Annotated in this window: 20 protein-coding genes; 8 read left to right on the forward strand and 12 right to left on the reverse strand. The window is 64.7% G+C overall.

What is annotated here, in order from left to right; all coding sequences use genetic code 11:
* Position 1: 1 nt before the first annotated feature.
* The 3 genes from F7R19_RS18645 to F7R19_RS18655 all read left to right on the forward strand — a co-directional run bounded on the left by F7R19_RS18645 (position 2) and on the right by F7R19_RS18655 (position 4,551).
* Positions 2-1,264, forward strand: coding sequence for an SfnB family sulfur acquisition oxidoreductase (locus F7R19_RS18645; protein WP_150981576.1), 1,263 nt, complete (start codon positions 2-4; stop codon positions 1,262-1,264).
* On the forward strand, positions 1,264-2,619 hold the full coding sequence (locus tag F7R19_RS18650) for an LLM class flavin-dependent oxidoreductase (protein ID WP_061959958.1): 1,356 nt from the start codon (positions 1,264-1,266) through the stop codon (positions 2,617-2,619). The genes F7R19_RS18645 and F7R19_RS18650 overlap by 1 nt, the downstream gene beginning before the upstream one ends.
* Before the next feature lie 303 nt (positions 2,620-2,922).
* Complete coding sequence (locus tag F7R19_RS18655; RefSeq protein WP_061959957.1) at positions 2,923-4,551, forward strand: methyl-accepting chemotaxis protein; 1,629 nt, start codon at positions 2,923-2,925, stop codon at positions 4,549-4,551.
* Here F7R19_RS18655 and F7R19_RS18660 read toward each other — a convergent pair.
* The 3 genes from F7R19_RS18660 to F7R19_RS18670 form a co-directional block, all read right to left on the reverse strand.
* On the reverse strand, positions 4,512-5,795 hold the full coding sequence (locus tag F7R19_RS18660) for a cytochrome-c peroxidase (protein ID WP_150981595.1): 1,284 nt from the start codon (positions 5,793-5,795) through the stop codon (positions 4,512-4,514). The genes F7R19_RS18655 and F7R19_RS18660 overlap by 40 nt on opposite strands.
* Positions 5,796-5,851: 56 nt before the next feature.
* Positions 5,852-7,360, reverse strand: coding sequence for a metallophosphoesterase family protein (locus F7R19_RS18665; protein ID WP_084004294.1), 1,509 nt, complete (start codon positions 7,358-7,360; stop codon positions 5,852-5,854).
* Positions 7,361-7,429: 69 nt separating this feature from the next.
* Positions 7,430-9,115 (reverse strand): hypothetical protein, encoded by a 1,686-nt coding sequence (locus F7R19_RS18670; RefSeq protein ID WP_150981577.1) that lies wholly within the window; start codon positions 9,113-9,115, stop codon positions 7,430-7,432.
* A 135-nt stretch (positions 9,116-9,250) separates the two neighbouring features.
* On the opposite strand from F7R19_RS18670, the gene blaOXA reads away from it, so the two are divergent.
* Positions 9,251-10,087, forward strand: a complete 837-nt coding sequence (blaOXA, locus tag F7R19_RS18675) for an OXA-1206 family carbapenem-hydrolyzing class D beta-lactamase (RefSeq protein ID WP_150981578.1) — start codon at positions 9,251-9,253, stop codon at positions 10,085-10,087.
* Between the two features lie 51 nt (positions 10,088-10,138).
* Here the strand turns inward: blaOXA and fliR are convergent, their stop codons facing one another.
* From fliR to fliL, 7 genes are all read right to left on the reverse strand, one after another.
* Complete coding sequence (gene fliR / locus F7R19_RS18680) at positions 10,139-10,927, reverse strand: flagellar biosynthetic protein FliR (protein ID WP_150981579.1); 789 nt, start codon at positions 10,925-10,927, stop codon at positions 10,139-10,141.
* A 32-nt stretch (positions 10,928-10,959) separates the two neighbouring features.
* Complete coding sequence (gene fliQ / locus F7R19_RS18685) at positions 10,960-11,229, reverse strand: flagellar biosynthesis protein FliQ (protein WP_061958832.1); 270 nt, start codon at positions 11,227-11,229, stop codon at positions 10,960-10,962.
* A 12-nt stretch (positions 11,230-11,241) separates the two neighbouring features.
* Positions 11,242-12,051: a flagellar type III secretion system pore protein FliP gene (gene fliP, locus F7R19_RS18690; protein WP_061958831.1), complete on the reverse strand. Its 810-nt coding sequence runs from the start codon at positions 12,049-12,051 to the stop codon at positions 11,242-11,244.
* Positions 12,048-12,611 carry a flagellar biosynthetic protein FliO gene (fliO, locus tag F7R19_RS18695; RefSeq protein ID WP_150981580.1) on the reverse strand — a complete coding sequence of 188 codons (564 nt, stop codon included), beginning with the start codon at positions 12,609-12,611 and terminating at the stop codon, positions 12,048-12,050. Before fliO ends, fliP begins: the two co-directional genes overlap by 4 nt.
* Complete coding sequence (fliN, locus tag F7R19_RS18700; RefSeq protein ID WP_061958830.1) at positions 12,608-13,075, reverse strand: flagellar motor switch protein FliN; 468 nt, start codon at positions 13,073-13,075, stop codon at positions 12,608-12,610. Before fliN ends, fliO begins: the two co-directional genes overlap by 4 nt.
* The gene (fliM, locus tag F7R19_RS18705; RefSeq protein ID WP_150981581.1) at positions 13,068-14,081 is read right to left on the reverse strand and encodes a flagellar motor switch protein FliM; all 1,014 of its coding nucleotides are present in this window, start codon (positions 14,079-14,081) and stop codon (positions 13,068-13,070) included. Before fliM ends, fliN begins: the two co-directional genes overlap by 8 nt.
* A gap of 144 nt (positions 14,082-14,225) precedes the next feature.
* The gene (gene fliL, locus F7R19_RS18710) at positions 14,226-14,717 is read right to left on the reverse strand and encodes a flagellar basal body-associated protein FliL (RefSeq protein WP_061958828.1); all 492 of its coding nucleotides are present in this window, start codon (positions 14,715-14,717) and stop codon (positions 14,226-14,228) included.
* 541 nt (positions 14,718-15,258) lie between these two features.
* On the opposite strand from fliL, the gene acnB reads away from it, so the two are divergent.
* Positions 15,259-17,850, forward strand: coding sequence for a bifunctional aconitate hydratase 2/2-methylisocitrate dehydratase (gene acnB, locus F7R19_RS18715; RefSeq protein WP_150981582.1), 2,592 nt, complete (start codon positions 15,259-15,261; stop codon positions 17,848-17,850).
* A gap of 379 nt (positions 17,851-18,229) precedes the next feature.
* On the opposite strand, the gene F7R19_RS30640 is transcribed toward acnB, so the two are convergent.
* Both F7R19_RS30640 and F7R19_RS30225 read right to left on the reverse strand, forming a co-directional pair.
* A complete protein-coding gene (locus tag F7R19_RS30640; RefSeq protein WP_170292612.1) occupies positions 18,230-18,634 on the reverse strand; it encodes an SDR family NAD(P)-dependent oxidoreductase in 405 nt (134 codons plus the stop codon).
* The gene (locus F7R19_RS30225) at positions 18,580-19,194 is read right to left on the reverse strand and encodes an RHS repeat domain-containing protein (protein ID WP_223506034.1); all 615 of its coding nucleotides are present in this window, start codon (positions 19,192-19,194) and stop codon (positions 18,580-18,582) included. The genes F7R19_RS30640 and F7R19_RS30225 overlap by 55 nt, the downstream gene beginning before the upstream one ends.
* 15 nt (positions 19,195-19,209) lie before the next feature.
* Here F7R19_RS30225 and F7R19_RS18725 point away from each other — a divergent pair, with 15 nt between their 5' ends.
* The 3 genes from F7R19_RS18725 (at position 19,210) to F7R19_RS18735 (ending at position 24,908) form a co-directional block, all read left to right on the forward strand.
* A complete protein-coding gene (locus F7R19_RS18725) occupies positions 19,210-23,211 on the forward strand; it encodes a LysM peptidoglycan-binding domain-containing protein (RefSeq protein ID WP_249043165.1) in 4,002 nt (1,333 codons plus the stop codon).
* Positions 23,211-23,549 carry a hypothetical protein gene (locus F7R19_RS18730; RefSeq protein WP_150981584.1) on the forward strand — a complete coding sequence of 113 codons (339 nt, stop codon included), beginning with the start codon at positions 23,211-23,213 and terminating at the stop codon, positions 23,547-23,549. The genes F7R19_RS18725 and F7R19_RS18730 overlap by 1 nt, the downstream gene beginning before the upstream one ends.
* Before the next feature lie 288 nt (positions 23,550-23,837).
* Complete coding sequence (locus tag F7R19_RS18735; protein WP_150981585.1) at positions 23,838-24,908, forward strand: hypothetical protein; 1,071 nt, start codon at positions 23,838-23,840, stop codon at positions 24,906-24,908.
* Positions 24,909-25,015 lie beyond the last annotated feature (107 nt).

A 25,015-nucleotide genomic window follows, 5' to 3' on the forward strand; every position in this document is an offset into this window, starting at 1 on the left:
CATGACGCTGCTCTACACTCCCGCGCCGGCCGAAGCGGATCCGGCTCGCCGCCCCGCGCCCGCCGCGGCGCCGCATCTAGTGCCGCATCGCATCGCCGACGACGCCGAGGCGATCGCCGTGGCCACGCAACTGGCCGCACGGTTTGCGCCGGAAGCGGCGCTGCGCGATCGGGAGCGCCGCCTGCCGTGGGCCGAACTGGAAGCGTTCAGCGCCAGCGGCCTGTGGGGCATCACGGTTCCGCGGGAATTTGGCGGCGCCGGTGTGTCGGCCGGCACGCTGGCCGAAGTGATCGCGCTGGTCGCTGCGGCGGACGGGTCGCTCGGGCAGATTCCGCAAAACCACTTCTACGCGCTGGAAGTGTTGCGCGTGGGCGGCACGCCGGCGCAACAGCGGTTCTTCTACGAACGCGCGCTGGCCGGCGAACGCTTTGGCAATGCGCTGGCCGAAATCGGCCACAAGGACTTCAAGCGCCGCACCCGTATCGATCCGGACGGCGACGGCTATCGCGTCGACGGCAAGAAGTTCTACTGCACCGGCGCGCTGTACGCGCACTGGATTCCCACGCTGGTGGTGGCGCGGCAAGGCGACCGCGATGTGACGCAGATTGCGTTCGTGCCGCGCACCGCGGCGGGCGTGTCGATCGAGGACGATTGGGATGGCTTCGGTCAACGCGTCACCGGCAGCGGGTCCGTGACGTTCGATCAGGTGCGGGTCGAGCGCGACTGGGTGGTGCCGTTCCAGGCATCGTTCGAAGCGCCCACCACCATCGGTCCTTTTGCGCAGATCCTGCATGCGGCCATCGATCTGGGCATCGGCCGTGGCGCGTTTGCCGCCGCGCTGCCGTTCGTGCGCGACCACGCGCGCCCGTGGATCGACGCCCGGGTGGCGCGCGCCACGGACGATCCGCTGACCATCCACCAGGTGGGCGAGGTGGCGGTGCGGCTGCGCGCGGCCGAAGCGCTGGTGCGCCGGGCCGGGCGATTCGTCGATGCCGCACAGCGCGCAGCGGACGAGCAATCCGTGGCCGCCGCGTCGGTCGCCGTCGCGGAGGCGCGCGCGCTGACCACCACCGCGTCGCTGCTGGCGGGCAGCAAGCTGTTCGAATTGGGCGGCACTGCATCGACGCTGGACGGCCTGGGGCTGGACCGCTTCTGGCGCAACGCGCGCACGCACACGCTGCACGATCCGGTGCGCTGGAAGTATCACGCCGTGGGCAACTATTACCTCAACGACAAGCTGCCGCCGCGGCACGGAGCGCTGTGATGGCTGGCAAGCAAATCCTGCTCAACGCGTTCAACATGAATTGCGTGGGCCATATCAATCACGGGCTGTGGACGCATCCGCGCGACCGCTCCGACACCTATCACTCGCTCGACTACTGGATCGATCAGGCGCGCACGCTGGAGCGCGGATTGTTCGACGGCCTGTTCATTGCCGATATCGTCGGGACCTACGATGTCTATGGCGGCAACGTCGATACGACGCTGCGCGAATCGATCCAGTTGCCGGTCAACGACCCGGTGCTGCTGGTGCCCGCAATGGCGGCGGCGACGCGGCATCTGGGATTTGGCGTAACCGTCAATCTCAGCTACGAGCAGCCGTATCTGCTGGCAAGGCGCTTTTCCACGCTCGATCACCTGACGCGCGGACGCGTGGGGTGGAATATCGTGACGGGCTACCTGGACAGCGCGGCGCGCGCGATGGGGCTGGAAGGACAACTGGCGCACGATGCGCGCTACGACCGCGCCGATGAATTCATGGACGTGCTGTACCAGCTATGGGAAGGCAGTTGGGCCGACGACGCCGTGCGGCGCGACAAGGCGGCGCGCGTGTTTGCTGACCCGCGCCGCGTGCGCATGGTGCGCCACCATGGCGAGCACTACCGCGTGGAAGGCTATCACTTGTCGGAGCCGTCGCCGCAGCGCACTCCGGTGCTGTTCCAGGCTGGCAGTTCCGGGCGGGGCCAGCAGTTTGCCGCGCGCCATGCCGAATGCGTGTTCATCTCGCCGCCCAGCAAGGAAGCGGCGCGCCAGACGGTGCGCGCGCTGCGCGAGCAATTGGTGGCAGCCGGCCGCGATCCCGGCGATATCAAGGTGTTTGCGGGCGCAGCCGTGGTGACGGGCGCAACCGAGGCCGAGGCGCGCGCGCTGCATGCCGAATATCGCGACCATGCCAGCCGCGAGGCGGGACTGGCGCATTTCGCGGCCAGCACCGGCGTGGATTTTGCAAAGTACGGGCTCGACGAGCCGGTGGATTACGGCGGCGGCAATGCGATCGAATCAGCCACGCGCACCGCCGCGCAGCACGGCTGGACGCGCCGCAAGTTGCTGGACCTGTTCGAACTGGGCGGACGCTACCCGGCCATCGTCGGCGATCCGTCACAGGTGGCCGATGCGCTGGTATCGTGGATCGATGAAACCGGCATCGACGGCTTCAACCTGAGCCGCACCGTGGTGCCGGAAAGCTATGAGCACTTTGTCGATCTGGTGGTGCCGGAGCTGCAGAATCGCGGGCGCTACAAGACCGCCTATGCACCGGGCACGTTGCGGCGCAAGCTGTTTGCCGAAGCCGACCGGCTGCCCCCCCGGCATGCCGCCGCGGCGTTCCGCTGGCAGTAGGGCTGCCGGCCCGGCGCCCACCCGGGAATACGCTGGTTAGCGTAAACACCGACGTATTTTCGCCGTCATACCCTCCGCGCGTAGGGCTCAATCCGGGCCCGCCTTGCCGTTAGCCTCGCATAACCACACAGAGCACGGCGCCTTGCCGCCAAATTCGTGCCCGGCCAGTGCATTGGCCGTCGCACGAAGTGCCGATACCGAGGAACGGGATCCGTCAGCGATACACGTGCGCCACGACCGCCGTCATGGCGCGTTCGCCATTGGCCTGCCGTCCGGCCTATTCGGGAAAGAGAGGGGTTAACCGTGAAATTCCGTGATCTATCGATCAAGACCAGGCTCCTCGCGGGGTTTGGCACGCTGGCGCTCGTGGTGTTGGTGGTGTCGGGGCTTTCCTTGCGGGCGTTGAGCCGCTCTACCGAAGGCTTCAGCGCCTATATCAACGGGCTGAACGCACGCGCGCAGATGGCTTCGCAAATGCTTGCGGCGGTGGATCGCCGCGCCATTGCCGCGCGCAATCTGGTGCTGGTGACCACCCAGGCCGATCTCGATCTCGAAAAGGCGGACGTGTTCAAGGCGCATGCCGAAGTGGGCGAGCGCCTGGGCAAGCTCAAACAGATGGTGATGGCCGAAGGCGTCAGCGAAGGCGCGCGCAAGCTTGTGGCGGAAATCGACCGGATCGAAGGCCGCTACGGCCCGGTGGCCACCGATATCGTGGCGCTGGCGCTGGACAAGAAGAACGATGCCGCGATTGCCAAGATGAACGCCGAGTGCAGGCCGTTGCTGGCCGCGCTGGTCAAGGCGACGCAGGACTACGCCAGCTTCACGCGCGAGCGCCAGGACGAGATGATCCGCCAACTGAACGACGACTATGCGCGCCAGCGCCTGTTCCTGATCGTGGTGGCGGCGGCGGCCGTGGCGTTCGGCATCGTCGGCGGGCTGTTGTTGACGCGCGCGATCACGCGGCCGATCCAGCGCGCGGTGGAAGTGGCGCACACCGTGGCGCGCGGCGAACTGGGCACGCATATCGCCGTCGATTCGCGTGACGAGACGGGGCGCCTGCTTGGCGCGCTGCGCGACATGAACGACAAGCTGACCGAAACCGTGTCCAGCGTGCGAGAAAGCAGCGCCAGCATCGCGCTGGCGACGGGCGAGATTGCCAGCGGCAACATGGACCTGTCGAGCCGTACCGAGCAGCAGGCCGCATCGCTGGAAGAAACCGCCGCGAGCATCGAGCAGTTGACGGCCACCGTGCGTCACAACACCGAGAACGCGCGCGAGGCCAGCCAACTGGCGCGAGACGCCGCCGACGTGGCGCAGATGGGCAGCACCACGGTGGGCCGCGTGGTCCATACGATGGAAGGCATCAGCGCCAGTTCCGCCAAGATTGCGGACATCACGGGCATGATCGAAAGCATCGCCTTCCAGACCAACATCCTGGCGCTCAATGCCGCGGTGGAAGCCGCGCGCGCGGGCGAGCAGGGGCGCGGCTTCGCGGTGGTGGCCAGCGAGGTGCGCAGCCTGGCCCAGCGCTCGTCGCACGCGGCCAAGGAAATCAAGGACCTGATCGAGGCGTCGGTGTCGCAGGTGCAGGCCGGCTCCACGCTGGCCGGCGAGGCGGGCCAGACCATGAGCGAGGTGACGCAGGCGGTGGCGCGCGTGACGCGCATCGTCGAGGAAATCGCCGCCGCGTCGGGCGAGCAGAACCGCGGCATCGAGCAGGTGAATCAGGCCATCGTTCAGATCGATCAGGTGACGCAGCAGAACGCATCGCTGGTGCACGAAGCGGCCATGGCGTCGAAATCGCTGGAGGAACAGGGCCGCCTGCTGACCGAGGCCGTGGCGTTCTTCAAGCTCCCCGCCACGGGTGGCCTGGTGCGCCCCGCAACGTCCGCTCAGCGGCTTGCTGTGGCGGGCGGCATCGCGTTTTCGTAGGCGGCGTCGGTCAGCGTGCGCAAGAACGCGACGATATCGTCGATCTCGCCCTCGGTGAGTGCGGCCGGCATGCCCGGCCGGCGATTCATGGGGGGCGAGTTCACGTTGATGTTGTCGCGATAGGCGGCGGGCACATCGTCAAACGTGGCCGCGCCGCCGTACCACTTGCGCGGATCGGTCGAGCGCGTGTTGTAGAACGCCACGGCGTCGCGCAGCGTGGTGAACACGCCGTTGTGCATGAAGCGCTGGCGCACGGCCACGTTGCGCAAGCCCGGCGTGCGCAGGTATCCGCACCATTGGTCGGGCTCGGGCCAGCGCAGCGTGCGCGCGGTCTGGCACAGGCCGTTGTCGAAATGCCGTGGATCGCGATTGGCGGGCAGCGCGCGATTGCGCGGCACGGCGATGGCGTCGTAGCCGAAGTCCGTGAACAACGATCGTTCCGGACGTCGCGCGGTGTCGGACAGCGCGTGGCAACTCATGCAGTTGCCCTTGTCGGGATTCTTGAACAGCGCCAGCCCGCGCATTTCCTGCGCAGACAGCGGCGTGCGGTGGCGCAGGTAGGCGTCGAAGCGCGATGTGAACGGCGCCATCTCGTCGCTTTGCATGTAGGCCTCTAGCGCCGTGCCGAGCGCGCGCAGCATTGCCTCGGGGTCGTCGCGCACCGCGCCGCCGAAGCGGGCCGCCAGCGCCGGGGCAAGGTCCGTCGCGTTGATATTGCGCAGCAGCCGCGCTGGCGTGCCGTTGTTCATTTCGTTGGGATCGAGCAGCGGCCCGCGCACCTGTTCGGCCAGCGTGTCGGCGCGGCCATCGGCGAACAGGCCGCCGAACGGCGCCGCCGCTGGAGCATCGTCATCCTGGTAGAAATGGCGGCGCGGCACGTAGCGCACGTAAAGCAGCGAGGGCGGATTGCGCAGGCTGAAGTGCCCCGGGCGGCTGCCCTGCGTCACGCCGGGGCTGCCGGCCGGCAGCGTGGCGGAAAACGCGCGCGCCGGATCATGGCAGCTTGCGCACGACTGCCCGCGCGGCATCGACAGTCGGGTGTCAAAGAAGATGCGCCGGCCCAGCGCCGCCAGCGCGGGATCGGGACGGAACACGGCGCTGGTGGCGTCGATCTTCGCGGCCACCTGGGGCGTGCCGGCGCCGATGGTGCGCACCACCACCGCGGGCGGCGCGCCGGGCAGCAGCGTGGTTTCTGCCGCAGTGGCCGGCGCGGCCGGCAACGATGCCGCGGCCAGCGCCGCCATGACGACGAGGCGAACGTGGCCCACGGCGCTCAAGGTGCTCAAGGTGCTCAAGGTGCTCAAGGCGCGATGAATCCCGTCTTGTCGCACGCCAGCGTGTTGCCGGTCTGGTCGCAGGTTGCCATCAGCTTGCCGGCCTTCGAGTAGGCCTTGAACTGCCAGCCCGTGGACGGCGCGGCGCGACGGTCCATCACCAGGAAGCCAAAGCTTGCGTGATGCGTGATCCTGTCGATCGTGGTGCCCGGCGCGGGCACGCTGCCGCCGGGAAGCGGATCGGGTAGCGCCACGTCGAGATTGTCGCCGCCATTGCCGGAAACGATGGTCGCCGGATGCGCCGATGCGAAATTGATCGCCTGGAAATCGTGCACGTGGCCGTGCAGTGCCACCTGCACGCCGGGCGGATAGTACGCCTGCGCGTTCAGGTTCGACATCACCGATTGCAGCGCCAGGTTGCCCGGTGCGGGATTGGCGCCGGCCACCGGTGCGAAGCCCAGGATCGGATGATGGTTCGTGAAGATCGTGGTGGTCATGCCCGGCTTTGCAGCCAGCGTTGCCACGGTCTGGAACTGCTTCTGGTAGGCGATGAACTGCGGATCGTTGGTCGCCAGTGCAGTCTTGCCGGCCTTTGCCGAATCGAACACGATCACCTGCGAGCCGCCGCCCAGCGATACCGCGTACGGGTCGGCGTAATTGCCGGTGGCATCGTTGGCGGGGTCGTCGCACGACCGCGTGGCGTCGTACGGGCGGGTATCGAGAAAACGCGCCCAGCCCTGGCCGGCGCGCGCGCATTCCTCGTGGTTGCCGCGCACCACCACCCACGGCGCCTTGGCCAGCAGCGGTGCGGCGGGCTTGAACAGGTCGGCCTGCCAGGTATCCCAGCCATAGCCCCACGGGCTGCCCTGGCAGCCGGCGATGTCGGGCGGGCAGGCATTCTCGCGGTAGTGGTAGTCGCCGATATGCAGCACCAGATCGGGATTGAAGCCGGCCGCCGTGGCCGCCAGCGACGCCAGCGGCCATGCCTCGGTGTCGCTGCAGGCCTGCCATGCGTTGTCGGCCTTCTTCAGCCGGCAGCCGGTATCGGCCAGCACCACGATGCGCTGCGGCGTCGCCTTGGGCAGCGGCAGCGCCTGCGTGCCGATTGCCGCGCTGGTTGCGGTGGCGGGCAGCGTGGCTTCGCAAACGGAAACCGGGAATTCGGAAGGCTTGGAATCGGCCGGCGCGCTGGCCGTGGTGCGCAGCGGCGCCGTGGCTGGCGCCACGCGCAGCGTCATGCGCGACGCCGTGCCGTTGACCGTCAGCAGCGGACACGCGCCGTTGGCGCCGGCATCGGCGGACGGCACGTAGCGCGTGATCGCGCGCGCGATGGCCTGGTTGCCATCGCCGATCTCAACCCAGGCGGCCTGGATGTTGGCGATGTCCGTGGCGGCGTCAGCCGGAGTGGTCACCGGAGGCGTTGCGGGCGCATTGCCGGTGCCGTTGTTGTCATCGCTGCCGCAGCCGTGCAAGGCCGCCACGGCGGCAAGCGCCGCCATCCCGGCCGTCCAGCCGAGGGTCTTTTTTGTGCGCATTGTGGTTTCTCCCCTGTTTGGGGGAGACACCCTACCTGCTGCGCATGTAAGAAATATGACGCCCAGGCTTCACTCGGCGCGCGCCTTGCGTTGTGCGCGCGCAGCCTCGGCCGCCGCGGCGCGCAATTCAGGCGGAAAGCCGCGGATGCCGGCGTGAAAGAAGCCGCGTTCGCTCGCGCGCAATGTGCCGATCTGTACCGCAAGCCGCTCCATCGCCGCATAGGCCTGCACCGATGCGCCCTGTTCGTGCGTGAGATACCACGCGGTCTCCAGCAGCAGGTTGGCCAGTTGCAGCGCGTTGAAGCGCACGCGCCCGGTATCGTGCTCGTCGAGCGCGAAGCCCGCCACCGACGACCAGCGCGTAAATCCCTTGGCCGGCGCGAAGGGCGCATGGAATGGGCGCAGCGCATCGATCGCCGCGCCAACCGTCAGCGGCTGTTGCGCGCGGAATGCGCCGAGCGATGCCGCCGCGGCAGCCACATCGATAACGCCGCGCGCCACGCGCAGCAGGAAGATCGTGTTCCATGCCGATCCACCGCCCACGCCGAAGCGGTCGCAAATCCATTCGGACAGCCCCAGCCAGCGCATCGACTGGCGCTGCACATCGCCTGCGGCCATCGTGCGCGCCTCGTCGACCAATCCGTGTTGCCAGAACAGCCATAGCGACCAGCCGATATTCGCCGCCGCATGCTGCACCGCATCGACCGAATCGGCTTCGTAAGCAGCCTGCAGCGCGCCCGAAAACGCATCGAGCGCGTGTCGTGCGGCATGCCGGCGCTGTGCCGGGCCTGGCGCATCGGCGCCGTCCGGGCGCAGCGCCACGCTCTTGTTGATCAGCGCATCGAGGTTGAGCGATTCAAAGCGGATGCGCGGGTTGTAGCGCACCACTGGGCGCAGTTCCGCATCGCCGGCCAGCCGCGCCAGTTCGCGTCGCGCGGCATCGAGATCGCTGCGCGCGTAGTGTTCCCACGCGCGCACCACATGCGCCATCGCGGCGAACGTCGGCAGCGCCGCATTGACGCCGCCCGCCACCACGATGCGTTCGAAACGGCGCAACGCGGCGCGGCTCTTGTCCAGGCGGTCGCTGCGGCGCCACGCCAGGCTTTCCTTGAGGAGCGACAGCGCCTGCTGGAAGTCGTCGGCTGCCGAGCGCTGCGCCGCGCGAAACGATTCGGCCACGCTGCTGTCGAGTGCGCCGGCAAAGCCGTCCTGCGCGCCGCGCATCGCCTGCGTCAGATGGCGCCAGAAGGCCATGTCGCGCATCACATAATGCAGGCCGTCCTGCGCCGGCGCGGATGCCGATGCGGAAGACGCCGATGTCGAACCCGGCGCGCCAGTGGCGATCGCGTCGGCGTCGCGCGCGTTCGATTGGCCCAGCCAGCGCGCCACGCCCGCCGCGCCCAGCGGCTTGCCGTGCGCGGTGAAACGCAGGCGCCGCGCGGCGGCCGCCGGCATCCAGAACGGCCCGCGGCTGCGGCCCGTGGCGCGCAGCCCCGAAAGGCCGATCGCCTTGTCGGGACCCCATCCCACTGGAATCTGCCAGCGCGCGAAGTCCGCGAATGCGCGCGACACGATCATGCGCACGTCGGCGGCGTCGGCAAAGCGCGCGCGTAGTGCGGCGGCGGTCAGGTCTTCGCGATCGCGCGCTACGGCCAGCCAGATACGCGCCAGCAACCAGACCGATTGATAGCGCGCCGGTTGCCCTGCCACGCGATGCGGCGCGGCCAGTTCGATGAGGATGGTGGAGGCGGACATGGACGAGATGTTACGCGTGTTACGGCCGTGGCGGTTGGCGTGTGTCGCGCCATTGCCTATGCTGCGCACCACGATCCGGGCCTGGATTGCCATCCGTCAGCATGACGACAACCTCCTCACTACAAGCGTGTTGATATGCCAAACAGTATTGCCCGTTCATTCCTGCGCGCCGCGTTGCTCGGCAGCGCGATTGCCGCCGCGGCTTCGGCCGCATATGCCGCCGACGTCCCGCTCGACGCCAAGCCATTGTTCGATGCCGCCGGGGTCGACGGCACGATGGTGGTGTACGACGTGCGCCGGCAGCGCACCCTGACCTACAACCCGAAGCGCGCCGCGATCGCCTATTCGCCGGCGTCGACGTTCAAGATCTTCAATGCGCTGATCGGCCTGGAAACCGGCGCGGTGGCTGACGTCGACAACGACAAGCTGCCGTGGGACGGCAAGGTCTGGATGCACCACGGCAAGCCGATCCTTCCGGCGGTGTGCAATGGCGACGTGTCGCTGCGCGTGGCGCTGAAGAACTCGTGCGTGCCCGCCTACCAGGCGTTGGCGCGGCGCGTGGGCACGGCGCAATACCGCAAGTACCTGAGCGCCGCTCACTTCGGCAATGCCGATGTCGAAGGCCCGGTAGACCGCTTCTGGCTCAACGGTCATCTGCGTATCTCCACATACCAGCAGGTCGATTTCCTGCGCGACGCGGCCGCGCACCAGGTGCCGCTGATCTCGGCGCACAGCTTCGCGGCGCTCGACGACATCCTCACCATCGAGAAGACCGCCGACTACACCCTGCGCGCGAAAACCGGCTGGTCCACGGCGGACAAGATGGACGTGGGCTGGTGGGTGGGCTGGGTGACGCATGGCGATGACACCTATGTATTTGCGATGAACCTCGACATGCCTCAGCCGGAAGTCGGCGCCAAGCGCCAGGAAATTGCGCGCGCCGTGCTCAAGCAGGTGGGCGCGCTGCCCTGAGGCTGGGGCCCTGGCGAGCGCGCCGTGCGCCAGCCCGGATCGGCTGGCCGCCTAGTTGGGCGCCAGTTGATCGAGCACCGATGCGGCGGTCTGCAAGCCGGCGTCGATCATGTGCTGCATGTAGACGCCCATCTGCGGCATGATCAGCAGCATCAACAGCATGCCGCCCAGCAGCGTCACGGGGAAACCCACTGCAAAGATCGACAACTGCGGCGATGCGCGATTCAGGATGCCCATCGACAGGTTCAGCGTGAGCAGCACGGCGATCATCGGCAGCGCCAGCAGCGTGCCCGCCGCGAACACCGTCGATCCGGCGCGCGCCACCATGCCCCAGCCATGGCCGGACAACGGCACGCCGGCGATGGGCACGCCCTGGAAGCTGTCGATGAGCGCGGCCAGCATCATCAGATGACCGTCAAGCGCCAGAAACAGCAGCATCGACACGATATTGAGAAAGCGCGACAGCACCATGGTCTGCCCGCCTGCCGAGCGGTCGTAGAACGAGGCGAACGACAGGCCCATCTGCAGGCCGATCACTTCGCCGGCCATCTGCACGGCCGCGAACACCAGCCGCATCGAGAAACCCATCGCCACGCCAATGCCGATCTCGTTCAGGATGATCAGGAAGCCGTCGAACGAATAGACCTGCGCGGTCGGGATATGACCGATGGTCGGAGACACGATGGTGGACAGCGCCGCCGCCAGCAGGACCTTGGCGCGGCGCGGAATGGCGGACTCGCTGAACAGCGGCGCCGTCATGATCAGCGCCAGCAGACGGAACATCGGCCACAAGAACGTGGCGATCCATCCGTACATCTGGTCGGTGGTGACCTCGAACACGACGCTTGCGCCTGCCTGTTTGCGATCGCGGGTCAGTGCGCCAGGGCGGGGATGCCCTGGAAGACTTCGCGCATGTAATCGACGAACGTGTTGATCATCCACGGCCCCACCAGCACCATGGTCACGAACAGCGCGACCAGCTTGGGGATGAACGTGAGCGTCATTTCGTTGATCTGCGTGGCGGCCTGGAACAGGCTCACCACCAGGCCGGCGGCCAGCGCCACCAGCAGCAGCGGGGCGGACAGCATCAGCGTCATCTTCATCGCCTGCGTGGCGATGGTCATGACCATTTCCGGTGTCATGTCAGTCTCCGCTCAATTCATGAAACTCTGCGCCAGGGACCCCAGCAGCAGTTGCCAGCCATCGACAAGCACGAACAACATCAGCTTGAACGGCAGCGAAATGGTGGCCGGCGGCACCATCATCATGCCCATCGCCATCAGCACGCTGGCCACTACCAGGTCGATGATCAGGAACGGGATGAAGATCGTGAAGCCGATCTGGAACGCGGTCTTCAGCTCGCTGGTCACGAAGGCGGGCACCAGCACCGCAAACGGCACGTCGTCGGCACTCTGCATTTCCGGCGTCTTGGCCATCTGGGCAAACATCGCCAGGTCCTTTTCGCGCGTCTGGCGCAGCATGAACGCGCGCACCGGCACGGCGGCGCGCTGCGCTGCCGTCTCCAGGCTGATCTTGTTTTCCGACAGCGGCTTGTAGGCGTCGTTGTAGACCTTGTCGGCTACCGGCGACATGACGAAGAACGTGAGGAACAGCGACAGGCCGACCAGCACCTGGTTGGGCGGCGACGATGCCGTGCCGAGCGCATTGCGCAGCAGGCCCAGCACGATGATGATGCGCGTGAAGCCGGTCATCATCAGCATGGCCGCCGGCAGGAACGACAGCGACGTCAGCAGCACCAGCGTCTGCACCGACAGCGACCATACCTGGCCGCCGCCTGCCGCAGGGCGGCTGGTCATGCCCGGCAGCGACTGCGCCAGCGCGCTTTCGGGCGCGAGCCACAGCGCCAGCGGCAGCAGCGCAAGCAGCAGTCCGGCCGCGCGCGACGGGCGCACGAAGGGCTTCACGGGTTGCCGCTGGACGGCGGCGGCACGCGGCGAATTCATTTCTTGAGGTTTTCCTGCATGGCGCGCATCAGGCGCTCGCCAAAGCCGCCGTGCATTGGCTGGGACGGTAGCGAGGCCGCGCTGGCACCGGTGTCCGGCTGGGCGGGCAGCGTATGAAGCGGGCGGATTTCGTTGGGCGACACGCCCAGCACCAGCCAGGTGCCGGCCACTTCGACCGTGACGATCTTCTGGCGTGCGCCCAGCATCAGGCTGCCGACCACCTTGATCGATGCATTGCCCGCGCCTTGGCGCACCAGGCCCACGCGGCGCGCGAGCCAGGCGATGCCGAGGATCAGCGCAATCACCGCGAACAGACCCATGCCCGCCTGCGCAAGGCTGGAACCGCTGCTGATGACGGGCGCGGTGTGCGTCGCGAGATGGCCGGCCGCTGCGCCGCTGGCGGCAGTGCCGGCCTGCGCGGTGCTCAGCACCACGTCGGCGGCCCGCACGCCGGTCGCGGCAAGGCCCGCGCACGCGGCGAGCGCAGCGTGGGCGATGCGGCGGCCGATGCGGTGGGCGATGCGCGCGGCAGTTGCCGGCCGGCGCGCAACGGCTGTCATTTGTTGAGCTTCCGGATGCGTTCGGACGGCGTGATGATGTCCGTCAGGCGAATGCCGAACTTGTCGTTCACCACCACCACCTCGCCCTGGGCGATCAGGTAGCCGTTCACGAGCACGTCCATCGGTTCGCCCGCTAGGCCGTCCAGTTCCACCACCGAGCCCTGCGCCAGTTGCAGCAGGTTCTTGATGGGCACCTTGGTGCGGCCCAGTTCGACGGTGAGCTGCACCGGGATATCGAGGATCATCCCGATATCGTTGTGGAAGCCGCTCGGCGCGTCCGGCGCCAGCGGCGGGAACACGTTGGCGCCAGCCGGCGTGGCGGCGGGCATGCTGGGCGCCGGCGCAGGCGCGGTGGCGGCCGCATCGGCAGCGGGCGCCGTTTGCTCGGCGCTGGTCTGCTCCGCGAGGGCGCTGGCCCAATCGTCCATCGGATCGACCGGCTTGTCCTGAGTGCCGTCAGTCATGATCGGTTTCCTTGTTGGAATCGCTGTCTTGGTAGTTGATCATTCGTTCCACGCGCAGTGCGTACTGGCCGTTCATCGTGCCGAAGCCGCACTGCATGACGGGCACGCCGTCGACCTTCCCGAAGATCTTCTCGGGCAGCTCGATCGGCAGCACGTCGCCTTCGCGCATGGCCAGCACTTCGGCCACGGTGCTGCGGATATGCGTGAATTCGGCCACCAGATCGACTTCGGCGGCGCGCAACTGGGTGGAAAGCTGGCCGAGCCAGCGCTTGTCCACCTCGACTTCGTCCTGCAGCGGATTCATCAGCAAATCGCGCAGCGGCTCGATCATCGAGAAGGGGATGCAGATATGGAGCTGGCCGCCCACGGCGCCCAGTTCGATATGGAATGCGGTGGTGACCACGGCATCGTTCGGTCCGGCCACACTGGCGAACTTGGTGTGCATTTCCGAGCGGACGTAGTCGAACTCGATCGGATGCACGGTGCGCCAGGCCTGGCTGTAGCTGTTCAGCGTCAGGTCCAGCATGCGGCGGATGATGCGCTGTTCGGTCTGCGTGAAGTCGCGGCCTTCCACGCGTGTGTGGAAACGCCCGTCACCGCCGAACAGGTTGTCGACCACCAGGAACACCAGGTTCGGGTCGTACACGAACAGCGCGGTGCCCCGCAGCGGCTTCATGTGGACCAGATTCAGGTTGGTCGGCACCGGCAGGTTGCGCACGAAATCGCCGTACTTCTCGATCCTGATCGAACCGACCGAGATGTCGGCGCCGCGGCGGATGAAGTTGAACAGCGCCGTGCGCAGCTGGCGGGCAAAACGCTCGTTGATGATCTCGAGCGTGTGCAGCCGGCCCCGTACGATACGTTCCTGGTTGGCCAGGTTGTACGGACGCACGCCGCCTTCTTCGACGGCCGGCACGTTGGCCGCGGCGGGCGAATCGGTTTCGCCCGAAACGCCTTTCAGTAGTTCGTCTACCTCGTCCTGCGAGAGGAACTTGTCGTAGGCCATCTAGTGTCCTGCCCCGTGAACGGCTGTAAGGATGAAACGGTCCATGTCCGGCTTCAGACGCCGCGCCGGGCGCGGCGGCAGGAAGGAAGTGCGGCGGGCAGTTTCATTTCGGTTTGGCTCCGGGTTCGCGGTGCAGGATGTGGATCACTGCACCACGAACGATGTAAACAAGACGTCCAGGATCTTTTGCGGCGGCAGGCTGGGGGCAAACGGCTGGCTGATGGCCGCCTGAATGTCCTGCGCCAGCTTGCGCTTGCCTTCCACGGTGGCCAGATCGCCCGGCTGCTGCGACGAAAGCAGCAGCAGGATGCGGCTGCGCGCCTCGGGCTGGTACTGCGCCAGGCGCGCCTGCGTGTCGGCGTCCGCCACCTTCAGGGACAGCCCCGTGTGCAGGAAGCGGTCGCCGTCATCGCTCTTGAGATTCACGGTGAACGCATCCAGCGGCACGAAGATCGGCGGCGGCACCACAGGCGCGGCCGGAGCCGCCTGCTTGTTGTGATTGCCGCTCAGAACGCTGCCCAGGAAGAAGCCGCCAGCGGCCAGCGCCACCACCAGCACGCCGCCGCCGATCAGCATCAGTCGGCCGCGCTTGCTCGAAGTGCCGCCAGTCTGGGAGGGGGAAAGCGTGTTCGCCATGAGATGCCTGTGTCGGAATGCCTGCCATTCTTCCCGAATCGCAGGCAAGCAAAGGGCCGATAAAAAGGGGGAAACCCGCTCAGCTTGGCCGTTTGAGCTGGGCGGGCGTCGGACGCAGGGGCGCATCGGCGCGCCATATGCGCCTGCAAACTGGTTAACGATTGAGGCCGGCGGAACTTAAGACCATGCCTGCCGCGCAACGCCCAGAAAATCGCCCGCAAGTGCGCAAGGCGTGGCCCCTGGGCTCGATAAAAGTGACGTAAAAGGTGCGATCCGGGGTTCGTCGCGCTGCCATGCGGAAGCCCATCGGCAGCGCCCGTCAGCATGGATCGGCGGGCGATCACCTGTAGATTCGGACCGGTCTTGTATCCGCTAGCCCTTGTCCAGACTGAGTTTGCACAATTTAACTCTTATATAAGATATAAGACATTTGATCTCGGTCCGACTTAGGATTACAATCACGCGGCACCCGGCGGCTCCGCGCTGCCGGTCCACAAGAGACAAAGCCGTACCGTTACAACCCAATTAACAGCAGGTTCCCATGCTTGATACCTATCGCGCCCATGTTGCCGAACGCGCCGCGCTTGGCATTCCCCCTCTGCCGCTGACCGCCAAGCAGACCGCCGAGCTGATCGAACTGATCAAGAACCCGCCGGCGGGCGAGGAACAGGCCCTGGTGGACCTGATCACCTACCGTGTGCCGGCCGGCGTGGATGACGCCGCCAAGGTCAAGGCCTCGTACCTGGCGGCCGTGGCGCTCGGCTCGGAAAAGACCCCGCTGATCTCGCGCGCCCGCGCCACCGAACTGCTCGGCACGATGCTGGGCGGCTACAACATCTCGCCGCTGATCGAGCTGCTGGACGACGCCGAAGTGGGCGCCGTCGCCGCGGCAGCGCTGAAGAAGACGCTGCTGATGTTCGATGCCTTCCACGACGTGAAGGAAAAGGCCGACAAGGGCAACGCCAACGCCCGTGCCGTGCTGCAAAGCTGGGCCGATGCCGAATGGTTCACGAGCCGTCCGGAGCTGCCGCAATCGCTGACGATCACCGTATTCAAGGTGCCCGGCGAAACCAACACCGACGACCTGTCGCCCGCCCCGGACGCCACCACGCGCCCGGACATCCCGATGCACGCGCTGGCCATGCTCAAGAACAAGCGCGAAGGCGCGGCGTTCCAGCCGGAAGAAGACGGCAAGCGCGGTCCGGTGGCCTTCATCGAATCGCTGAAGGAAAAGGGCAACCTCGTGGCCTACGTGGGCGACGTGGTCGGCACCGGCTCCAGCCGCAAGTCGGCCACCAACTCGGTGCTGTGGTTCACCGGCGAAGACATCCCGTTCGTGCCGAACAAGCGCTTCGGCGGCGTGTGCCTGGGCAGCAAGATTGCGCCGATCTTCTACAACACGATGGAAGACGCGGGCGCGCTGCCGATCGAGCTCGACGTGTCGAAGATGGAAATGGGCGACGTGGTGGAACTGCGCCCCTATGAAGGCAAGGCCCTGAAGAATGGCGAAGTGATCGCCGAATTCAAGGTGAAGTCCGACGTGCTGTTCGACGAAGTGCGCGCCGGCGGCCGCATTCCGCTGATCATCGGCCGCGGCCTGACCGCCAAGGCCCGCGAATCGCTGGGCCTGCCGCCGTCGACGCTGTTCCGCCTGCCGCAGAACCCGGCCGATACTGGCCGCGGTTTCACGCTGGCGCAGAAGATGGTTGGCCGCGCATGCGGCCTGGCCGATGGCAAGGGCATCCGTCCGGGCACGTACTGCGAACCGAAGATGACTTCGGTGGGCTCGCAGGACACCACCGGCCCGATGACGCGCGACGAGCTGAAGGACCTGGCCTGCCTGGGCTTCTCGGCCGATCTGGTGATGCAGTCGTTCTGCCACACCGCCGCCTACCCGAAGCCGGTCGACGTGAAGACGCACCACACGCTGCCGCAGTTCATCAGCACCCGTGGCGGCATCTCGCTGCGTCCTGGCGACGGCGTGATCCACTCGTGGCTGAACCGCATGCTGTTGCCCGACACCGTGGGCACCGGCGGCGATTCGCACACCCGCTTCCCGATCGGCATCAGCTTCCCGGCCGGTTCGGGCCTGGTGGCGTTTGCCGCTGCCACCGGCGTGATGCCGCTGGACATGCCGGAATCGGTGCTGGTGCGCTTCAAGGGCAAGATGCAGCCCGGCGTGACGCTGCGCGATCTGGTCAACGCCATTCCGCTGTACGCGATCAAGCAGGGTCTGCTGACCGTGGCCAAGCAAGGCAAGAAGAACATCTTCTCGGGCCGCATCCTTGAAATCGAAGGTCTGCCCGACCTGAAGGTGGAACAGGCCTTCGAACTGTCGGACGCCTCCGCCGAACGCTCGGCCGCCGGTTGCTCGGTGCGCCTGAACAAGGAACCGATCATCGAATACATCAACAGCAACATCACGCTGCTGAAGTGGATGATCGCCGAAGGCTACCAGGACCCGCGCAGCCTGCAGCGCCGCATCAAGGCCATGGAAGCGTGGCTGGCCGATCCGAAGCTGCTGGAGCCGGATGCCGACGCCGAATACGCCGCCGTGATCGAGATCGACCTGGCCGACGTGCACGAGCCGATCGTTGCCTGCCCGAACGACCCCGACGACGTGAAGACGCTGTCGGACGTGGCCGGCGCCAAGATCGACGAAGTGTTCATCGGTTCGTGCATGACCAACATTGGCCACTTCCGCGCCGCATCGAAGCTGCTGGAAGGCAAGCGCGATATCCCTGTGAAGCTGTGGGTGGCGCCGCCGACCAAGATGGACCAGAAGCAACTGACCGAGGAAGGCCACTACGGCGTGTTCGGCACGGCTGGCGCGCGCACCGAAATGCCGGGCTGCTCGCTGTGCATGGGCAACCAGGCACAGGTGCGCGAAGGCGCAACGGTGATGTCGACGTCGACGCGTAACTTCCCGAATCGTCTGGGCAAGAACACCAACGTGTACCTCGGCTCGGCCGAACTTGCCGCCATCTGCTCGCGCCTGGGCCGCATTCCCAACAAGGAAGAGTACATGGCCGACATGGGCGTGCTGAGCGCCAACGGCGACAAGATCTACAAGTACATGAACTTCGACCAGATCGAAGACTTCAAGGAAGTGGCTGACACCGTGTCGATGTAATCGACATCGCTTCAGTAGATCGTCGCATTGGCTCTAAGCATTACTAAGAGCCAATGAACGCATTACTTGACGCCAATGGCCACCCCCCGATTGCCGGGAAACCCGCACCGGGCGTGGCATTGGCTCTAACTAATGCGTAGCCGGTTTTGATCGTTTTGACGAGGGCAACCCCTAGGGTTGCCCTTTATCTTTTTTTGCTCATTTGTGACGCATTAAGCGTAATTCGTGGTCCGCGCGATTTCCCGTCTGCTCTAGCCCGGGCCAGAAATTTCCATCACGTCTATGACGTTGGCAGGACCCCCGCGAAGCCTTGCCACCGAGTAGTGCCGCCCGGACCGAGCGGGATAACTACCTCAGCCACGACGCCAGATTCCAACGCTTACGAGCACGACGCGCGTAGACTCCAAAAGAAATTCTCAGAGAAGTCCCATAGCTTCCTCGAAATCTCAGAATTCTCCAGAAGCGGGCTCCCCTTTGCCGGCTGGCAGTCCGCCCAATAGTCTCCGGTCATGCCTTCTGCCAACGGGTGCGCCGCCAGCAAAACCTGAGGCGCGGCTCCTTGCGAGATGGACTTGATGAAGAGCTGCGCCACACTCAACACCACGTTGAGAGGAAATCTCACATTCGCATTAAGGTTCGTGCCGCGCGTCGCCCCGGGGTGAATCGAATTGACAGAGATCTTCGCCCCGGCCAGCCGTCGGGAGAGCTCCTTTGCGAAAAGCGCTGTCGCTAGCTTGGACTGTCCATAGAAAGCAAACCGGCTGTACGACCGACTGCCGTCCAAGTTTGAAAAGTCGATGCCTGCCTCGGGTATGCATCTCGCCAGAACTCGGTCAGCGGTACCAGTGTGCTGCCGCTCTCGGTGCTGGCGATCGAAGGTGCGGCAATCGCACGCACGCGGCCGAGCGCGTCATAGTACGTGTACGTCTTGCTGCCCAGCGCGTCGGTGACGCTGGTCTGGTTGCCCACGGCGTCATAGGTGTACGACGTCGTCAGTTTGCCGCGCGTACTGGCGCCGTTCGACGCCGTGCTGTACTCGACATTGATGCGCGTCTCGCTGGTCTTGTGATTCGCACGGTCGAACGCGTACGTCGTCGTCCGGTCTTCGGCGGAGCTCAAAACCGTACCGTAGCCCGATATCGACCACGTGCCGGCGCCCAGCGCCGAAGCGTATTCGGTCTGCGCGACTATATTGCCCGCCGCATTGAAGCTGTTCGTCGTCAGGTAGCCCAGCGCATCGACCGTCGCGATCTGGTTGCCGCGCAGGTCGAAGTAGTTCGTGGTGGTTGCCCAAGAATTGGTAAGACCTACGATGCAGCCGGTAATGTCACGGCCGAGCTGCACGCCGACGGCGGTGTGGTGAGCTATCGCTACAACGCCTTCGGCAACAAGTTGGGGATGCTCGACGCCATGGGCTGGCTCACGCGCTATACGTATGACGCGGCAAACCGCCTGACAAGCACGATCCACGCAGGCACTGACGTCACCTATATCGACGACAACTACAACCTGCAGAGTGCCGGCTGGCAGAACGTGACGGAGCGGTACTACTACGACCAGGCCGGTCGCCTGACCATGCAGATCGACGGCGCCGGCGCCGCGACTCGCTATGCATACGACATGCGCGGCAACCTGCTGTCGACCACGCAACCCATGGGGCAGCTGACGCGTTCGGCCTACGACGCGCTGAACCACAAAATTGCCGAAGTTGACCCGAATAACATGGCGTCGACGTGGAGCTACAACTACTTCGGCAAAGTCACGCACCACACCGATATCGGCGGCGCAGTGTACAGCTACGCGTATGACAACGCGCAGCAGCTGATCGCGCAAAGCAATACGCGAGGTCAGAGCCTGAACTACTACTACGACGCGGCCGGCCAGGTCACCCAGGTCAACGATAACGCGCTGGGCCAGGTCACCACGTATGCCTATGACCTGGCGGGCAACCGCGTGCGAGAGAAAACCACGCAGGGCGGTGTGGTATATCAGGACAACTTCCTGGCCTATGACGCACTAAATCGCCTGCGCGACGTGGCCGACGGGCAGGTCCACATCTCGTTCCAGTACGACGCCGTGGGCAATCGCACGTACATCGAGCAGCATTCCGTGGACGGCAACAACCGTTCTGATGCTGGCCGGTACTTCAGGTACGACGCGATGAACCGCCAGACAATCGTGGACGGCGTGGACCCTTACGGCAATCTTGGCGCGCAGGGCCATGCCATTACTTATGACTTGAACGGCAACCGCACCAGCGACCGCTACTACGGTAACAAGGTGGTCACCGCCGGCGGCGAGTCGGTGATCATCGGCTATCAGGAATCCGGTGAGGCGATCTACGGCACTACGCCGACATCGTTTGTTCGCACCCAAGGCGTCGTCGAGGAGCTGTACCGCTATGACAATCTTGGACGATTGACCAGCGTGGTGCGTGACGGCGTACAGATCGACCACCGCTACTACGACGGCGCGGGCCGTGTAATGGTGTCTGGCGCCAGCAACCTGCCGGTGGACTACGTCACCAAGCTCAACGAAGGTGTGCCGCAGGATCAGACCAACGGCATGGAGTTGCGGATCAACCAGTACGACGCCAATGGTCGTCTGCTGCATCAGCGCACGCTCAAGAGCAATGGCGCGCTGAAGTCGGACGTCAATTACGACACCTACGACGCCGCCGGCAACGTGCTGAACTACTCGCTGACCGACTACGATGGTGGCTACACGAACTGGTATGCGTACAGCATGCAGCGGTTCGAGGGCTACAAGCAGGGCACGGTCTCGGGAACCAGTAACAAGATGAACCCGGGTTCGACGACCAGCAACTACGACGTCAACGGCAACCTGGTTAGCGTTACGGACTCCACCAAGCCGGCCAACAACCGCACGTTCGTGAACGACCTAGCCGGTCATGTGCTGCAGGTCAACCAGGGCGGCAACATCAACCGCCAACTCGTGGTGAACGGCGAGGTGCTGGGCCAGCACGGCGTGGGCATCAATCCGGTCACGCCGAAGGACGGCCAGGGCAACCCGAACTTTTCGTACAACGCTGACTACGACTTCGGCTACCAGCCGATCGTGGCCAACTATCCGAACGCGGCGCCGGGCAGCTACACGGTGCAGACCGGAGACTCACTGCAGAGCATCGCCCGCAGCGCGTACGGGGATTCGGCGCTGTGGTACCGCATTGCCGAAGCGAACGGCCTGAGTTCCGACCGCGACCTGCGCGTTGGCCAGACGCTGAACATCCCGAACAAGGCAACCGGCATCCACAACGACAGTGGCGTGTTCAAGCCGTATGACTCGAGTAAGGTTGTTGGGGACACGACGCCGAACCTGCCGATGCCGAGCGCGGGCGGGGGTGGTGGATGTGGGATGCTCGGATCCATCATCGTGGCCGCGGTAACTATTGTCGTAGCGGTCATTTCGCAGCAGTACTATCTGGCCAACGGCGTGGTGGCTGGCGGCGGTGCGGGAGCGGGAACTGCAGCGGCTGCGGGAGCAACCACCGCAGCTGGAGCGACGGCCGCCGGGACAACCGCGGTTACCTATACCGCCGGTTCCATGGCTATGGCGGGAGCCGTTGGTGGCGTGGCCGGTGCAGTAGCGGGCCAAGTCGTAGGCATGGCGCTAGGAATTCAAAACGGTTTTGACTGGAAGGCCGTTGCACTGGGAGCGATTGGGGGAGGTGTGGCAGGTGGTCTCAGTGGTGTGAACGTCGTTAGTAGCGCCATTGGAAATGCCGCGATCAGGGGCGCATTGACCAGTGCTGTCACCCAAGGTATCGGTGTTGCGACAGGCCTGCAAAAGAGTTTCAACTGGAAGGGTGTGGTCGGATCGGCCGTCGGCGCCGCCGTGGGGGCCGGCGTGAATGAGGCGCTTGGTGATCGCCTCGGCGTGGACACTGCCGGTCGCTTTGCGAAAGGGGCGGTGACGGCATTTTCCGCAGGAGTGAGTACAGCGGCAGCGCGAGGTGGTCGGATTGATGTCACCACGATCGCGGCTGATGCGTTTGGCAATGCGCTGGGTAGTAGCCTGGCTCAGCAGAACAGCAGCCAGCCAAACTGGCAGGAGCGATTGCTCAACGAGCAGGCCGACCCTGTGACGGGTGTCTCGCGAGGAAACGTTTCGTTTGCGGGGCAAGCGCTGCACGAATCGCGCGTGAGCGATCTGCGGGACATGGCCGCGAATGAATTGGCTGTGGGAGGTCCAACGAGCACTGGAACCTTCGCGGCGAGTGCACCAGCTTACTTTGCGCCGGAGCCCACCAGCTCGCCAACGCCCTCGTATGAATCGCTTGTCAGCATGCCGCAGGTCACGGCCAGCGGTACGGACGGACAGGGGCGGGACTGGTACCAGTTTAACAACGGAACAATGAGCCAATCGGTTCTTTCCCCGGCGATTGTCGGGACGCCACTGTCCGAGGTCCAAATGGTAGCAACTGGCGGTGCCGGATCGATTCAACCTGATCCCGGCTGGGCAACCTCCCTTGGGAACATATTGGGCAGCGATTTGCCCATCAGTCAGAAGGTTGGCATGGCATGGGATCAAGCCAAGTATTATTTCCGTGGCTCGGATGCAGCACGGGGAACGGTGCAAGTGGTCGGAGGAGTGGCAGAAGTGGCCGGGGCCCTCGGGTTGAGCTCCACTGGTGCTGGTGCGGTCATCGGGGTGCCGCTGGCTTTCCACGGTGGGGATAATATCGGAACGGGCTTAACTCGGATTTTCGATGGTGGGGACGGCACCACCTTCACTTACAAAACGACTTACGATGTTTCGGGTTCTCGTCTTTTGGCGCAGGGGATCGATCAAGGCATCCCCTTCTTGGGTGGCGTAGCATCGCTAGGGCAAGGGCTACGCTTGGCAGAAAGCAGTGTTTTGAGTAACACTTCCTACCGAGCTTTGACCGCCACCGACGCGCAGGCGTTGGCCAATGGCCTTGGCTTGACGGCGAAGGCACCGAGTGGAAACTGGACTGCGGTCGAGCACGTTCTGAACGCGGGTCCGGGTCGTGGTGGCGCGCAGTTGAATAGTCCGTGGATATCGACTACGCGCGATCTCAATGTTGCAGTTGAGGGATATAGCAGTGGAAACGGTCTTGTTGCTGTCAACCTTAGCCGCGTGCCTGCGGGTGACCAAGTCGAGGTCTGGAAGGGATTGGCGCGGTCGAGCACTTATGGAGAGTCCATGGCTTACCACCGTGCAATCTGGGCACAGGAAGTTTCCGTGTATCGGTCGATTCCTGTGCAAGCCATCTACAGCCCACTTGCACCATTGAGTCAAACGGCGGTGTCTCCCATAGTAACTCGAAGCATGTTTACTGGCGGCGTCGGTACATTTAGGTCTGGAGAAAAGAATTGATGAGTAATGTTGAAAGTGTCGCTGCGGAGCTGCGGAGCAGTGGGATGGAGCTAGTGACAGCGCTGCAAACCACGAAGGAGATTAAGCGGCAAGCCTTTGAGCGGCTGGATCAAGCATCTAGAGAGCTGGCGCGACTGCTAAAAGGATCTGAGCAATTGCCTCGGCAGATCGTTAACGACTTGTATGTCACTGCAAAGATTCTTGAGAATGAAGCTTCGTACTCGAGGGACGCTGTGCTTGTCGCACAGATGGCATCCGCGCTTTATATGACTTTTGATCTTATTCTTCTGGGTGAGTCTCATGAGGATCGGCGACTGGGTGTGCCCCGAGCTCGCTAGGCCCGATTAGCCGGAGTATGAACGCCAGCCAAGGGACATCAGCATCGCACTTGGATTGTATGATCGCTTCCCATAGAGGCGTGTTGTTGCTTCCGTTGTGCGGCCGGAGTGTCGCATGATCACGGACACGATATTGCGCGACGCAACGGTGCGGGGAGTTTCGCGGAATCGCAGTAGTCCAAGGGCTGTCGCAGGGGTACTCTCGGCCGCCGAGGCCGGCATCAGCGCGACGGTCGACTCGGGCGGCTGAACGCGGCGGGCGCGTTTGGCAATGCGCTGGGCAGTAGCTTGGCGGGGAAGAGCTCCAGTGCAAGCGGCAGCCAGGGCGAAGATGTGCTGGGCGATAAGATCGCGGAGTTGCAGAAGTCTCAGGTCTGGAATGATCCGCCGGTGGCGGCCAGTACCGGTGGCGAGGGTTTCAGCTGGAGCGATATCGGCCAGCCGCGGACCCAAGGCGAACGGTATGCCGACGCCTTTGGCGGTGAGGCCATCAACACAAGCGATCGCTCAGAGTTTGGCGGTGGCCAACCGAAGTACAGCGAGTACACCAGACCCGACGGTCTGCGTGTTGGTCGCATTACTGATGTTCCAATGGCAGCAACTTCGGCCGCTGCAGAGCCTACCTTGCCTGAAGTGACGGTTTCGGCGAAGGCGGACCAGTGGGTTGAATACGGGCCGGGCGGAGAGGTGACGGTGCATGCCAAGCGCATGACGCCGGAGGAAATGGCTGCGTTTGATGCCGAGAACAGCCCAGGAGAGATTCGAGCAATCGAGCCGGACGGTTGGGAGCGGTTCTGGGGAGATCCCAACCTGCAGCATGTGATGCAGCACACGGCAACAGGTAAGGTTCTTGGCGCTGTAGTGAACGCTGCAGGCAGTCTCTATGCCTCTTTTGCTCCATCGCGGTATAACTTTGCGACGCTGCAGACGCTCAATCCGGTGCAACAGCGCAACGCGCGGATTGATAATGTCATCGGTCTCGCGACGCTGCCGCTGACTACCGGCTCGGTGGTGGCCAGGGCTGAAGTAGCTGTTGCACGGGCAGATGCTGCAGCATTAGCCAAGGACGCACTTGTGACGCGTATGCAGCAGACTGGCGCGCGCCAGGTGCTAAATCCCGACGCACTAAGTAGCTGGGATCGCGCAGAGGCTGCATATGCAAATATACGAGGCGATGCAACTGATATTGGTAAGATCGCAGCCAATACGGGTTGGTCAGAAGCGAGAATTGGTACAGTTAAAGAGCATTTGTTCTTCAATGAACATAAACTCGACTCTGGCTTTGCTCGTTTCGATGCGGATCCAGACATCGTTAACGCATGGAACCGCCTCGCAACGGGTGAACCGCCCCGGGTTTAGTGGAGGCTCCACTCTTTGAGAGAATGGAGCCATGAGCAAGCAAACCAAGTTTTCCCCCGAGGTCCGAGAGCGGGCCGTACGTCTGGTGCAAGAACAGCGCAGCGAAC

The sequence above is a fragment of the Cupriavidus pauculus genome (assembly GCF_008801835.1).
Taxonomy (GTDB): domain Bacteria; phylum Pseudomonadota; class Gammaproteobacteria; order Burkholderiales; family Burkholderiaceae; genus Cupriavidus; species Cupriavidus pauculus.